Genomic DNA, 14,224 nt, shown 5'->3' with positions numbered 1-14,224 from the left:
TTCTTGAACAGCACTGAGAGCTTAGAAGAAGGTGCCTTCAGATCGTTGATCAGGCGGGCGCGGTGAGGTCGTAGAGCGTCACGCCGTCCACTGTTGTACTGGCGAAGTTGGCCTCAACCCACTCGGTGATGTCCGATCCGGTGCCGCTGCCCCTCATGCCCCCGCCGCTCATGCCGCCCATCATGCCGCCGCCCGTGGCAATGAAGTAGTGGATCTCGCCGTCCTGCACGTACTTCTGGAACTCCGCGAGCGTCGGAGACGGGTCGCTGCCGTTGAAGCCGCCGATCGGCATCACCGAACGCTCGGTTGCGAGCTGGTAGCCCGAGGCACTGTTCGAGCCGATGGCGGCCGCGACCCACGTGTAGTCGTCGGCATCGGTGTTCAGCAACGCCACCAGCTCATCGCTCGGTCGCGAGCCCTGCAGCAGACCGCCGCCGGCACCGCCCATGCCTCCCATCCCACCGAACAGCTCGAACGTACCGTTCTGCGGCACTTGGGCGCCCACTTGCCCGGGGTTCGTGGTGCGGCCCCGACCGTTGGGCATCCCCGGCACGGTGCCCTGATTGTTCGACATGCCGGGAGGCATGCCGCCGTCTGCCGCACCCCGGCCCATTCGCATACCGCCACCTGGACCGAACCCTCCTTGCGAGGAGGGGCCTGCGCTCGGGATCGATCCCGAGCGTGCGCTGCTCACTGTGTCGATGGCGTACGCGGCCGGACCCGCGAGTCCGAGGAAGACCGCGACCAGCGCCGCGACCACCGCGCCGCGCCGCGCCGCGGTGTTCCGCAGATTCGACAGGAGCAGACCCAGTGCAGAGACGATCGAGCCGACGAGGACGACATATCTCAGCCACGGCATGAAGTCGGCGGATCGATCGAGCAATACGAAAGACATGACGCCGGCAGCCAGCGCCGCCGCAGCGAGGACTACTGGTACCCAGCGCTTCTCGCGTCGGCGCCAGCACTCCACTGCGCCGGCGCCCACCAGAGCGGCAACGGCCGGCGCAAGCGCCACCGTGTAGTACGCGTGGAAGATCCCCGCCATGAAACTGAAGACCGCCATCGTCGTGATCAGCCACAACCCCCAGACGACCAGCACTGCGCGGCGACTGTCGGTTCGGGACCCTCTGCCGCGCAACACGATCGAAGCGATTCCCAGAATGAACGCAGCGGGGATCAGCCAGGCGATCTGACCACCTTGGCCTGATTCGAACATCCGGGTGATGCCGGTGTCACCCCACATCCCGCCACCTCCGCCGGGGCCGGTGAATGTAGCTCCACCGGGCGCGGCGAGTTCATTGACGCCTCCGGTGGCCGGGGCACCGAACCGTTCGGCCATTCCGCCTCCGCCAGGGCTCACGCTACCGGTCTCGTTTCCGTTGAGACGTCCGAAACCGTTGTAGCCCAATGTGAGTTCCAGAATGGAGTTGTTCTGCGATCCACCGATGTAGGGCCGTGAGTCCTTCGGCCACAGTTCCACGGCCAACACCCACCATCCCGCCGACACGATCATGGCGCCGAGTGCTGCGAAGAGATGGCCGAGTCTCTTGAGCCAGGTCTTCTGCCCGAACGCGATGTAGGTCAGCGCGAGCGGCGGTATCACCAGGAACACCTGCATCTGTTTGGTGAGGAACCCGAAGCCGACGAACACGCCCGTCAGGATCATCCAGCGTATCCGCCCGTCGTCGATGGCTTTGAGTGTCGCCCACACCGCCGCGATCATCAGGAGCACCAGCAACGCGTCGGGGTTGTTGAACCGGAACATCAACGCCGCCACCGGTGTCAGCGCAAGCGCCGCACCGGCGATCAGTCCACCCGCCGGACCGAATCGCTTGCGTACGATCCAGTACAGCAGCGCTACCGACGCAACACCCATGAGCGCCTGTGGAACGATGATCGACCACGAGTTCAACCCGAAGATGCGTACGGCAATACCGGGAATCCACAACGACACCGGCGGTTTGTCCACCGTGATCGAGTTTGCGGCATCGGATGACCCGAAGAACCACGCCTCCCATGACTGTGAGCCGGCCTGGATGGCCGCCGAGTAGAACGAATTGGCCCACCCATTGATGCTCAGGTTCCACAGGTAGAGCACGCCGGTCGCGACAACGAGGATCGCGAACGCGGGCCATTCCCACCGCGGCCGGGCCGATGCCCCTGAGGATGAATCAGGGGCATCGGGCGCCGGGTTGGCCGGTGGTAGGTCGATGAGCACGGTCATGCCGAGACCTCTTTCACAGTGCGGTGCGATGTGCGGAACACCCAGCGGAGGCCGATGAAGCGCAGGATCGTGGCAACGAGGTTGGCCACAACGAGCACGAGCAACTCGGCGTGCTTGGACGTATCCGGAGCCCAGATGTGTAGCACAAGAAGCGATCCGGCGGTTAGGCCCCACCCGAACGTAAAGATCGCGATCCCCTGGAGATGGTGTTTGGCGGCACCGTCAAGTCCGCGCACCCGGAAGGTGAACGCGCGGTTGGCGGTGGTGTTGAACACGGCCGCGATGAGTAATGACAGGAAGTTGGCCGTCTGCGCCCCGGCGATCGAATGCAGACCCAGGTAGAGCACCGCGTAGGCGATGGTGGAGACCACCCCGACCACACAGAACCTGGCCAGTTGACCCACCATCCCACGCGGCACCCCGATCACCTGCGGTCCGGGATCGTTGCGGCCGAGGCTGTCCCGGAGATCCGACACCGGCAACCGTCCACTCGCGAGAGCTCGTCCGACACGCCAACAACCCTTCACGTCCTCGGTGGCCGTCTTCACGATGTCGACCTTGCTGGCCGGATCGTCCACCCAGTCCACCGGCACCTCGGCGATCCGGAGCCCGGCCCGCTGTGCGATGACAAGCATCTCGGTGTCGAAAAACCAGCCGGTGTCATCGACCATCGGCAGCAGACGCCGAGCCACGTCGGAGCGAATCGCCTTGAATCCGCACTGGGCGTCCGAGAATCTCGCCCCCATCGTGGTGCGGAGCAGCAGGTTGTAGCCACGAGAGATGAACTCTCGCTTCGGTCCTCGAACCACCCGCGACGAGCGGGTCAGCCGAGAGCCGATCGCCAGATCCGAATGTCCCGACACCAGCGGCGCAATCAACGGCAGCAGCGCATTGAGGTCGGTCGACAAGTCGACGTCCATATACGCGACCACACGTGCGTCGCTGTCCTGCCACATCGCCTTGAGCGCCCGGCCCCGCCCCTTCGCGTCGAGATGCGCCACCCGCACCCGCCGCCCGTCATCGATCACCGCAGCCAGGCGGCAGGCAATCTGCAACGTGGCATCGGTGCTGGCGTTGTCCGCGATGGTGATCCTGGCCGAGTAGGGCATCTGGGTGTTCAGGTACTCGGCGAGCTGTTGCACGCACCTGCCCAGGTCGAACTCCTCATTGAAAACCGGGACGACTATGTCGAGAACCGGTCCTGGCGGCGTGTGGTCGAACACGATTGCGGCGGTCTCGCTCGGCGCATCGTCGAGGGTGTCTGCTGTCATGGCACACACTCTGGAATCCGGACCTGCCGCAAACCTCGGGCGTAGCTGTCAAGAAGCTGTGTTGTCTTGCTCGCTCCGCTCGTTCGTCGGCAGTCCAGATCAACCGCGGCCACACCTCCGATCTGACCCGCATCCGGCCAGGTCAGTAGGGGCCACCCCTCACGCGAGCGAAGCGCGCAATAAACTCCAGCCATGGCATCTGTTTTCAGCATGATCATCAACGGCGACATCCCCGGACGGTTCGTCTGGAAGGACGACGACGTGGTGTCGTTCTTGACCATCAACCCCGTCACCGACGGTCACCTGCTGGTGGTGCCGCGCCAGGAGGTCGACCACTGGGAAAGCGTTGATCCTGAGCTGTTCGGAAAGATCAACACGGTGGCGCAGACCGTCGGTCAGGCCGTGAAGGAAGCGTTCGACGCGCCGCGGATGGGTTTGCTCATCGCCGGACTGGAGGTTCCGCACCTGCACGTCCACGTGTTCCCGGCCTGGCAGCTCGAGACCTTCGACCTCGCCACCGCCGACAAGGACCCCGACCCCGCGGCCCTGGATGCGGTTGCCGACAAGATCCGGGCGAAGCTACGCGAACTCGGTCATACCGATCAGGTGGCCGACTGACTCACCGGCTTCCTCAGCGCTCGCGCGGCAACCGGACCCAGAAGGTGGCACCGCCACCCGGTGTGTCGTCCACCCCTACGGTTCCACCATGTGCGGCAACCAGGGCTACGACGATCGACAGGCCGAGACCGCTGCCCGAGGAGTACTCGGTGCGGTGGCGCGAGGCATCGGCCCGGTAGAAGCGCTCGAACACCTGGGCTTTGTCCTCGTCGCGTAGGCCCGGTCCCGTGTCGGCAACCTCCAGAACCGCGTCATCACCGCGGGTGCCGACCCGCACGGTGATGGTGGCATGCGGCGGGGTGTGCCGGATGGCGTTGCCGATGAGATTGCTCAGCACCTGGGCCAGGCGGTCGGCGTCACCCTGCACTTCCGGAAGGCCGGGGCCATCGAGCACTTGCACCGAGATGTCCCGATCTGGTGCGGTGGCCCGCGCGCTGTGCACCACGTCGGAGGCGAGCGCGAGCAGGTCCACGGACGCATGCTCGATCGGGCGATGCGCATCAAGCCGGGCAAGCATCAACAGGTCCTCGACAAGCAGTCCCATCCGTCCGGCTTCGGTCTCGATCCGCGACATCAACTGCGCCGGGTCGGTCATCGCGCCCTGCCGATAGAGCTCGGAGAACCCTTTGATCGACGTCAGAGGTGTGCGGAGTTCGTGGCTGGCGTCGGCGACGAATCTGCGCATCTTGTCCTCGGAGCGACGAGCCTGTTCCTCTGATGCAGCGGTCGCGGCAAACGCGTTCTGGATCTGGTGGAGCATGGTGTTCAGCGATGCACCGAGTCTGCCGACCTCGGTGTTGGGTGCAGCCGGTGGTACTCGCTGGTCGAGGTCGCCGGCTGCGATCGCCATAGCCGTGTTCTCGACTCGCTGCAACGGCCGTAAACTGCTGCGCACCAACAGGTATCCCAATGCTCCGACCAGGAGTACCACCCCGACGCCGATCCCGAACTGCAGCCAGATGAGCCGCGTGACCGTGTCGTCGACGTCGGTCAGTTTGATGGCGACGATGGCGGTTCCCGTCGGTGAGGATGTCATGATCACCCGCCAGTGGGGGTCGCCGCCGCCGGCCGACGTGACGGTCACGGGATCTGGCCCCAACTTGCCCAGATCGGTGATGTCGGGCTGACCGCCGAAGTCGTTGATCTTCAGCACGGTTCCGTCGGCGCGCTGCACGTACACAAAGTAGGGCGTTGGAGGACGGCCGATCTGAACGTCGTCGGGCCTGGGGAGTTGCGGGGGCAACTCTTTCGGCCTCGCCCAGGTCTGCGAGGCCTCCCGCAACGACTTGTCCGTCCGGTCCATCAGGTTGTTCTTCATCGCCGACGTCACGGCGATACCGGACACCAACAGTCCGAGCATGACCAGCACCAGCGTCAGCGCCACCAGCGACACCCGCAGGGGTACCCCGCGGCGTGGGACTGTGGCCGCCGCAGTCACCGTGGCTCGCGCATCACGTAACCCACGCCCCGCAGTGTGTGGATGAGCCGCCGGTCGCCGGTGTCGACTTTGCGGCGAAGGTAGGAGACATACGATTCGACGACGTTGACCTCGCCACCGAAGTCGTAATTCCAGACATGGTCAAGGATTCGCGGCTTCGACAGGACGGTTCCGGCATTGATCATGAAGTAGCGCAACAGCGTGAACTCGGTGGGCGACAAGGAGACCAGCTCCCCGTTCTTCCACACCTCGTGGGTGTCGTCGTCGAGCTCGATGTCGGCAAAGGAGATTCGCGGATTCTGCGCCGGCTTCTCACCGAAACCTCCGCGCCGCAACAACACTCGCAGACGCGCGACCACCTCTTCGAGACTGAACGGCTTGGTGACGTAATCGTCTCCCCCGATGGTCAGCCCGGTGACCTTGTCTTCCAACGAGTCGCGTGCAGTCAAGAACAACGCGGGCGCCTCCACACCGTCGGCCCGGAGCCGACGCAGCAGACCGAAACCGTCCATCCCCGGCATCATCACGTCCAGGATGAGGGCATCCGGCCGAAAGGTCCGGGCGCGGTCGATGGCACGCGGGCCGTCCGGCGCCGTCTGGACATCGAAACCCTGGAACTTCAGCGACACCGACAACAGTTCGAGAATATTCGGTTCGTCGTCTACCACCAGCACTCGCGCACCCTGATCACTCATGGCACCTACTCTGCCGACCCATACTTTTGAGAAACTGCCAGCAAGCTGGGAGCTTCCTGTGAACCGGCAACCATCGCACCGAGAGCCTCGTCATCCACCGAGTGTTTTGTGAAAAGGCGCTGGATACCCCGGCTTCGGGCGGGCCTCCCCCAGGAACAGCTCGAGGTCGCGTGCCCTCGCCTTTGCCGCGTCGACGGCGGCTCGACCGACCTTCTCGAGCAAATGCAAGCCGATCGACCCGTCGGGCCGCTGATGCCAGCCGCCGATGATGCGGCCATCCCACCACACGGTCTGCCCGCCGTTGCCGTTGCTGTCGAAGAGGTGCCCCGCATGCGGACCGAGATACCAGTCGCGCTGCTTCCAACCCATCAGGGTGGGGTCGAGTTCGGGTAGCAGCACCGCAGTCGGTGGCGCAGGTTCCACCTCGTCGAGGTCGTCGGCCAACACGAACCCGGTCGAGCCGTCATCAAGCTCCACCTCCACCACGTCGAGCTCCGACAGCGCTTTTCGGACAGCAGTTTTCGTCGATCCCAGCCACCACACGATGTCGGTTTCGGTACCAGGGCCGAATTGCCGCAGCCATCGCCGGATCAGGTTGCGATGCCCGGTCGCCGCGTCTTCGATCGGCAGGGGTTCACCGAGCCAGTCCTGCATCGAGATCCATCGAGGCTTGGAGCGCAACCAGTTGCCGTCATTGGGACCGCGCACGATGTCGCCTGCTGCACTCAGATGACTGAGAACGCGGGGCCCCATCTGGGATACCCCGCCCCACGACTTGCCTTCACCGTGCCGGATGGCGCCGGCGAGCGCGGGCAACTCGTTGCGCAGTTCAGTCGACGAGGCCGACCGCCCGTCGGTGAGGGCACCCAGTACCGCCGCGCGGGCCTCGGCTATCCACCCCTCGGGGTCGGGGAAGTTGTCGTCGCGGCGCAGGTCTCTGAGCATGTTGGTGCGTTCGCTTGCCGCGACCCTCGTGCCCATCGCACTCACCGCGTCGGCCAGTGTCGGCCGCGGGAACACAAATAGGGTCCGGCGCATCGCCAGTTGCTTGACCAGCGTGCGGTCGACGTAGAGCGCACGTTCCATGTCGGTGATGTCGAAGTGCGCCATCCGCGCCCATGTCGAGATGTAGACGGTCGACGGTGTGGTCGCGTGCAGACCCACCACCGCTTCGGCGACCTCCTCGGGCGAGCCTGCGTGGACAGCCGGGAGCAGCCGATGTCGGCGCATCAACCGTGCGCGACGCTGCTCGGTGCCGATCGCGAACCGGGTCATGAGCCCGGGCGAACCGCCACGGCCTCGATCTCGACGAGCTGGTCGTCGTAGGCCAGAACAGTCACCCCGAGGAGGGTGCCTGCCGGCTTGTGGTCGCCGAACTCCTCGGTGACCGCGTCCCACGCAACCACCAGATCGGCCTGCAGCTTCTCCGCGACGTACACCGTGACCTTCACGACGTCGGTCAGTTCGGCGCCCGCATCGGCAAGGGCGTCGCGAAGGTTCGCCATGCACTGGTGCGCCTGCCGGGTGACGTCACCCGGCTCGACCGTCGCCCCCTCGGCATCGATGGGTGCGGCACCGGCGGTGAAGATCAACGCCCCCGGCGAGACGGTTGCACTGCTGGTGTGTCCACCCGAGGACCCATTGATCTGCACTGATGACATGGCGTCATCGTAACTGTCCGCTCCGACGCCCAGATTCGCTCCACGTGCTCGCATACGAGCCGGTTGCACGCGGAGCGGGCGGCGGCATGTGGAGCGAATGGCGCCGTGGCCACTCACCCTCGCGCCTGCGGGCGCAGCAGCCGCAGCACTGACACAATGCGTCCATGGGAGATGAGGTGACACCGCAGAGCGCCTACTTTGTCCTCGGGATGCCCGACCATGCTCGAGTCGGAGCCGGCCGCGACATCAGTCAGGCCCAGGTGTTCTTCGACGAAGACTATGCGGTTGCCTCGGTCGACGAACATTACGAGCTGGCTCGGTCGAACACCTCTGAGCACGTCTTGGCCGCCACCGAGTGGTTTGTGCTCACGGCCCTGATCGGCGACGGGCTCGGCCCTGCCTACGGCGAACACTTCCTCACCTACCGCACCGATGACGTGCTGTGGGCCATCGCGGGCGGGTTCACCCGCCCCGAAGAGATGACCGACTGGCTGCCGTTCATCTTTGCTGCCGAGGATCTGCACGACCACTGGTCACCCGGCGGGGTGGAGCACGGCCTCGTGCCCAGCAGCGCCAAGCGGACCGACACCATGGATCTGTCCCGATTGTGGTTCGCACCGGTCATGTCACAGCGTGTCTTTCCCGTGCGGGCTCGCTGACACTTCCCGGCGACGCACCGGAACTCGGCGACAAGGGTGCCTATGCGAAAAATATGCACCTTGCCGGTGAAGTATCCCCATGTGCGCGAAACACGCTAGAACTCTGCCGGCAACGGCACCGAAGTCATGAGCGGTACCTCGTGGCGGTTGCCACCCCGGACCGGTGTGACGGGCGCGCTGGTGACAACTGCAGCATTGCTGCTGGTGCTCGGCGGATGCAATGACGACGATTCGTCTTCGTCGGACAGCCGCGACGGGCTGGCGCCGATCCCGACACGGACCACGCCACCGACGGCGTCCGTGGTGCCGGCAACAGATCCGGGCGGCGCACTACAGGTGGACGACTTCACCGTCCTCCCCACGTTCACGTGTCTGAAAGACACTCCCCCGCGGTCTGTGGTGACCGTCGGGTGGCGCGCACCATCGGCCACCGGGGTGGAACTGCGCCTCGACGGCCAACTGCTCCCCGTGGGCATCAAGGACCAGGTTCCTTTCCAGGTGCCTGCCGGAGGACCGACCGGGATCGGGGCATCGGTGGTCTTCGCGTGCGACGGACCGGCGCAACACACGATCGACGTCACCTGGACCGCGAACGGGATCGGCTCCACCTCACGCACCGTCACCATCACCAAGGAGCCCACCGATGGCTGAGCCGAAAATGCCTGTCGCAGCGGTCAATCGCCGACGTTTTCTCACCGGAGCCGCAGCGCTCGTCGGCCTTCCCCTGCTCGGCGGGTCAGTCCTCACCGCATGCGCCTCGGGCAAAGACAACGCAGGCGGGGTCACCTGGTTCGAGCCGAGCGTCCGGGCGAGCGAGAACGGTTCGCTGAAAACACAATTGAAGGTCGCTCGCAGCGATGTGGCCATGGGCGGCGGGAAGGTCTCGGCGGTCACCTACGAGAGCAGCTACCCCGGGCCGACGCTGGACGTGCGGCCGGGTGACCGCATCGAGGTGTCGCTGATCAACGACATCGACGAGCCCACCAACCTGCACACACACGGATGGCACGTCTCGCCGAAACAGCCGAGCGACGACGTTCTCATGGCCATTGAGCCCGGTGAGACCTTCGACTACTCGTACGACCTTCCCGCTGACCATTCCGCGGGCACGTTCTGGTACCACTCGCATCAGCACACCATCAGTGACACACAGGTTTTCGGGGGTCTGTTCGGGGCCCTCATCGTGCGCGGCGAGCTCGATGAACTGCCCGGCGTGAAGGGGCGCCCCGAACGCCTCCTGGTCCTGAGTCAGACCGAGATGCAAGACGGCAAGATGGTTCCGGGCGACAAGAGCTCGAACAGCCTGCAACAGACACTGGTCAACGGCACCTTCCAGCCCACCACCGAGATCGCGCCGGGTGAAGTGCAACGGTGGCGCATCATCAATGCGAGTTCATTGTTCCTGCGTCTACAGCTCGACGAACATCCGATGCATGTGATCGGCATCGACGGTTCCGCCCGGACGTCGGTGTCCACCGTCGACGTTCTGGAGGTGGTGCCGGGTGGGCGCGCCGATGTACTCATCGAAGGCGCCAACATCGGCACCTACCAGATGCGGTCATTGAGCTGGGATGAGTTCGGCCCCTTCTACTCGTCGATGGTGCCCGCACAGATGCCCCTGCTGAACCTGGTGTCGAAAGGGGACACACAGACACCCGAACCCCTTCCGGGCGCACTGCTCCCCTTCGACGACCTGCGTGACGCTGCCATCGACCGCCGAAGGGAGTTCGTCTTCGAGGAGATGGAACCGCGCGGGACCGGCGACACCGAGCATTTCATGTACTACATCAACGGCGCGATGTTCGACCACCATGTGGTCAACGAAACGATGACACTCGGCGACACCGAGGAGTGGCATTTCATCAACCGCACCTACGAGCCTCACCCAGTTCACATTCACGTCAACGACTTTCAGGTGGTGGCGATCAACGACCAACCGGTCGATCAGCAGCACTACCGGGACACGGCCATGCTGCCGCCGTTCGGAACACTCACCATCCGCCACCGGTTCGAGGACTTCACGGGCCAGTTCGTCATGCACTGCCACATCCTCTTCCACGAGGACCACGGCATGATGCAGTTGCTGGAAGTGGTTGGAAAACAAGCATGACCGACGCCGCCGGAAACCGCCGAGGCCAGCGCGCAGTCGGCAACACTGGTCAACGTCCTGGTGGCGCTGGTCGTCCTCGACTTCTGAGCATCGACCCCTCACGTGACTCGAGTTCGACGTGATGGCCGCAGACCCCACGCCCACGGGGTGCCGCGCTCAGCTGCTACCGAATGCGCCGCTGACGCCTTCCAGGAAGTCATCGAGGAGACCCTCGAGATAGCTGCCGCCGACCGGGGTGTTGATCACGAGGTCGCCATGAAGATAGAAGTCGACCCACCGGTCACCGGTGGTCTGGCCGTGATCGGTGGTTCTCACATCGAGGTACAACTTCTGCCCGGTGCGGGCCAAGACGCCGAATGCCGGGGAGTTGAAACTCGAGATCGTGAAGTCGGCGGAACTGCGGGACGGAATGTTTCCCTCGATCACTTCGCCGGCCTTGGTATAGAACTTGAGGTACGTGCCGCCGTGGCCGTCGCTGTCGTAGACAACCCCACCATCGACGTTCACGAATCCCGCGGCTTGACTGTCGTCGTAATAGCCGTGTGCATCACATCGACTGCCTTCGCGTCCGAAGGGTTGGTTTTTGACGCAGTGGACGCCACCTGCGCCTCCGTCGGTCGAGCGAATATGAATATTGAAATATTTGAAGTGTGCCCCCGGCGCAACAGGGTGCGCCGACGCTGAGCCGGATGGCACGAGCACCCCGGCCGACAGTGCTGCGCCCACCACCAGGATGGCGGCGAATCGTCGGAAGCGAGAGAGCATGGTGCAAGTCCTTACGGTTGCGACACGAGGTACTTCTTCGGCCCAGAGGCGGACAAGCTCACTATTCACCTGCGCCGCATGGTTTTTGCAATCATTTCCCGTCGTCGTCCACACAATTCCGGGTTCTCCACGTTGCAAAAAATATGCATTCGACCCCTAGGTTGCGATGCGGGTATGGCCGCAGCCATTCCTGCCTGTGTAAAAGGAGCCATCGAATTGTTCTCACGCCGCAGCAGCAGGACCCGGTTCAGAGCGGGCACGGTGTTGCTCGTCTCGGCCGTCGCTGTCGCAACCCTCCACAACGCAGGGGTGGCGGGCGCGGACGAGCCCACATTCCCCTTCGACCTCCCGGGAGCCGGATCATCCGATGGCGCACCGGCGGACACCGGATCGTCAGGATCGACCGGACCAGACAATCCCACACCTGAGCCGAACACACCTGGAACAGGCGGGTTGCAACTGTTGTCCCCGAACGCCGGTGAGCCAGTGCTCGGGGTCCCGATCGAAACGCTCTCGGACAACCCGGCGGCCTCCATCATCGTCAACGGCGAGGGCATGCCCGCCGCATCCGATCGACAGAACCTCCTCTTGGCCGTCCTGGATGCCCGCACCCACGCCCGGCTCAATTCGGGGACAGCCCCAAACAACGCCGACGGCGTCCGAGTGCTCACGTCGATCACCGAGAGCTTCCGGAACCGCAATGACACGATTGTTGTCGTCAGCGGCCACCGCGGGATGACCAATGCCGGCCGCGAACCGGCCGTTGCCGATCTCTTGCGAGCTCTGGGGGCGTCGTCCATGAGCCGCGGCGACCTGAACCGGATGGAAGCCGGTGCGCCGTTTTCCATTGTCGGCAAGACCGGAGCTCCCGACGGCACAGCCTTCACACGCGTCGGCGCAGACGTGGGCGACCGCGCGGGTGCCAACATCACCGGACTGCTCCGCTGGAGTGCCTTGGGACAGCGTTATGACTTCACGCCACCGGCGCCGATACCCTTCACGACCCGGCAGGAAGCGGGCGGTGGATCCACTGTGACCATGACGGTCGGCGCAGCCACCTACACGTCGACGCCGAGCGGCCCAGACGGCTTCGTCATCCGCGGCTTCGACAGCCAAACTCTCGCACCCTCGTACGAGGCCACCGTGGTCACCACCAACGAGGCGGGCAATCGGGAACTGAGTACCAAACTCGTTGCGGCGGCTGCGGAAGTCGATGCCGGTGGACGTCCGCTTCTTGTCATCGTCCAGAGTTTCGGCCGCCCGAAGCCGACCGGAGCGTGGCAGGACGGCGCCGACGCCATCGTTCGGCTGGGCGGGTCACGACTGTCATTCCTCGGTCTGGGCGGTACAAGCGACTACACCCTCGTCGGCGGAGCAGCCGCCGGATCATCCGTGGTCGAGATGGGCACGATTCTCGGTAAGCCGGGTCCCGCAACAGGTTTGATCTCCCGCGGCCACGACTCCTCGTTTCTGCCTCTGCAGTCGGGCCCGCTCGGCGGCGTGGACCTCAAGCAGAACGCCATCATGTACCAACCCGCCTTCCAGGGTGGTTCTGACCGAGCCCCGAACTTTCCATCCATCAACGCCGCTGCGGAGACGTACATCGGGTGGAAAGCGAATGTTCCCGGGTGCACGTCACCAACTGCCACCACCTGCAACATTCGGGAGAAGTACCGAACCAACTACAACGCGGCCTGGACATCGATCAAACAGGAGCTCGCAACATCGGTGACCATGCCCACCGACGGGGCTTCCTTCACCGCCGCAGAATTCAACGCAGCCCTCACGCAGCTACGCACAGAAGTCACGTCATTTGTTGCAGTCAAAACCTATTACGACACTCTGCAGGCGTCGATGGGACTTGTCCGTGGTGACGCGAAACTGAACGTCACGAAAATCGGCAACGACATGGTCAGAGAGGTGTCACCGCCGCCCGCGAGTACAGCTCTGGCGGACGGTCTGAAACTGATCAACGTCATCATGAGCGTAGTCACGCTGGTCGCACCGGAATCGAAGGCCGTATGGGGACCGATCTCCACTCTCCTCGGACTCGGCGCCTACGTGAGCGGTGAAGGCGAGGCGAATGCGAACGCCAATTCACTGGCCAACAAGACGCGGGTACGTGCCGACCAGTTGGGTGTACAGGTCGAGGATTCCCTGTCTGCGGCAACCTACGCATTCAGCACCGTTGCCCTCATCATGGCTTCCGACTACGGCAAACTCCAAGCTGCCAACACAGAGATCATGGAAGAACGCTGGGTTGCGCCGACCCAGCCGGGTCAACTGCTGAGCGATTTGACGAGGGGCCTGCGCACCTGGTTTGCGACCACACTCCTGGCGACCACGTATCCGTGGCTGATCCGTGGCACACCCCCGCCGGTCGGACCCGGTGACGTGAACGGCCTGAGCTGTGGCAACTACACGGACTGGGGCGTGACCATGGAGCAACACCGCCCATGGAGTTCGATGCCGCGCATCGCACAGATGCAGGCCACGTGGAGTTTCGACGGCAGCGGGCCGATGCGATGGAACATGTTCTTCACCCGGGAGCGACCGACCACCGACAGAAGCAACTGGACCCCGGACTTCATCGGACCCGACACTGCCAACACCATGTTCGGTACCGGTCGAGACCAGCTGGGCATCAATCTCTACGACTTCATGAGCCCCCGCTACTTCGGACCGACGATGCACCAGGCAAACGACGCCGCGGAGAAGTGCAACCTGTACTGAGGCACGGGTCCAGGTGACGACTCAGTAGGGTCGACCCTGCCGGCCTGTGT

At 64.3% G+C, this 14,224-nt stretch carries 12 protein-coding genes; 5 read left to right on the top strand and 7 right to left on the bottom strand.

Going from position 1 to position 14,224, the window contains the following annotated elements; translation table 11 throughout:
• Window positions 1–49: 49 nt before the first annotated feature.
• Complete coding sequence (locus tag ACVWY6_RS09055) at window positions 50–2,224, bottom strand: ArnT family glycosyltransferase (RefSeq protein WP_457537516.1); 2,175 nt, start codon at window positions 2,222–2,224, stop codon at window positions 50–52.
• Window positions 2,221–3,495 (bottom strand): glycosyltransferase, encoded by a 1,275-nt coding sequence (locus ACVWY6_RS09050; protein ID WP_457537515.1) that lies wholly within the window; start codon window positions 3,493–3,495, stop codon window positions 2,221–2,223. Before ACVWY6_RS09050 ends, ACVWY6_RS09055 begins: the two co-directional genes overlap by 4 nt.
• 192 nt (window positions 3,496–3,687) lie before the next feature.
• Between ACVWY6_RS09050 and ACVWY6_RS09045 the strand changes: the two genes are divergently transcribed.
• Window positions 3,688–4,113 (top strand): HIT family protein, encoded by a 426-nt coding sequence (locus tag ACVWY6_RS09045; RefSeq protein ID WP_030173396.1) that lies wholly within the window; start codon window positions 3,688–3,690, stop codon window positions 4,111–4,113.
• A 13-nt stretch (window positions 4,114–4,126) separates the two neighbouring features.
• On the opposite strand, the gene ACVWY6_RS09040 is transcribed toward ACVWY6_RS09045, so the two are convergent.
• The 4 genes from ACVWY6_RS09040 to ACVWY6_RS09025 all read right to left on the bottom strand — a co-directional run bounded on the left by ACVWY6_RS09040 (window position 4,127) and on the right by ACVWY6_RS09025 (window position 7,907).
• On the bottom strand, window positions 4,127–5,473 hold the full coding sequence (locus ACVWY6_RS09040) for a sensor histidine kinase (RefSeq protein ID WP_457538557.1): 1,347 nt from the start codon (window positions 5,471–5,473) through the stop codon (window positions 4,127–4,129).
• A gap of 74 nt (window positions 5,474–5,547) precedes the next feature.
• Entirely contained in the window at window positions 5,548–6,246 is a 699-nt protein-coding gene (locus ACVWY6_RS09035) for a response regulator transcription factor (protein ID WP_030173401.1), read from the bottom strand.
• Window positions 6,247–6,336: 90 nt separating this feature from the next.
• Window positions 6,337–7,521: a winged helix DNA-binding domain-containing protein gene (locus ACVWY6_RS09030; protein ID WP_457537512.1), complete on the bottom strand. Its 1,185-nt coding sequence runs from the start codon at window positions 7,519–7,521 to the stop codon at window positions 6,337–6,339.
• A complete protein-coding gene (locus ACVWY6_RS09025) occupies window positions 7,518–7,907 on the bottom strand; it encodes a RidA family protein (RefSeq protein WP_457537510.1) in 390 nt (129 codons plus the stop codon). Before ACVWY6_RS09025 ends, ACVWY6_RS09030 begins: the two co-directional genes overlap by 4 nt.
• A gap of 164 nt (window positions 7,908–8,071) precedes the next feature.
• On the opposite strand from ACVWY6_RS09025, the gene ACVWY6_RS09020 reads away from it, so the two are divergent.
• The 3 genes from ACVWY6_RS09020 (at window position 8,072) to ACVWY6_RS09010 (ending at window position 10,676) form a co-directional block, all read left to right on the top strand.
• On the top strand, window positions 8,072–8,566 hold the full coding sequence (locus ACVWY6_RS09020; RefSeq protein WP_457537508.1) for a hypothetical protein: 495 nt from the start codon (window positions 8,072–8,074) through the stop codon (window positions 8,564–8,566).
• Window positions 8,567–8,692: 126 nt separating this feature from the next.
• Window positions 8,693–9,217, top strand: coding sequence for a hypothetical protein (locus tag ACVWY6_RS09015; RefSeq protein WP_457537506.1), 525 nt, complete (start codon window positions 8,693–8,695; stop codon window positions 9,215–9,217).
• The gene (locus ACVWY6_RS09010) at window positions 9,210–10,676 is read left to right on the top strand and encodes a multicopper oxidase family protein (RefSeq protein ID WP_457537504.1); all 1,467 of its coding nucleotides are present in this window, start codon (window positions 9,210–9,212) and stop codon (window positions 10,674–10,676) included. The genes ACVWY6_RS09015 and ACVWY6_RS09010 overlap by 8 nt, the downstream gene beginning before the upstream one ends.
• Window positions 10,677–10,832: 156 nt before the next feature.
• Here the strand turns inward: ACVWY6_RS09010 and ACVWY6_RS09005 are convergent, their stop codons facing one another.
• On the bottom strand, window positions 10,833–11,441 hold the full coding sequence (locus ACVWY6_RS09005) for a hypothetical protein (RefSeq protein ID WP_457537502.1): 609 nt from the start codon (window positions 11,439–11,441) through the stop codon (window positions 10,833–10,835).
• Between the two features lie 174 nt (window positions 11,442–11,615).
• Here ACVWY6_RS09005 and ACVWY6_RS09000 point away from each other — a divergent pair, with 174 nt between their 5' ends.
• Window positions 11,616–14,174 carry a hypothetical protein gene (locus ACVWY6_RS09000; protein ID WP_457537500.1) on the top strand — a complete coding sequence of 853 codons (2,559 nt, stop codon included), beginning with the start codon at window positions 11,616–11,618 and terminating at the stop codon, window positions 14,172–14,174.
• Window positions 14,175–14,224: the final 50 nt, after the last annotated feature.

It is taken from the genome of Williamsia sp. R60, assembly GCF_054063855.1.
This window is presented reverse-complemented; position numbering and strand designations above follow the sequence as displayed.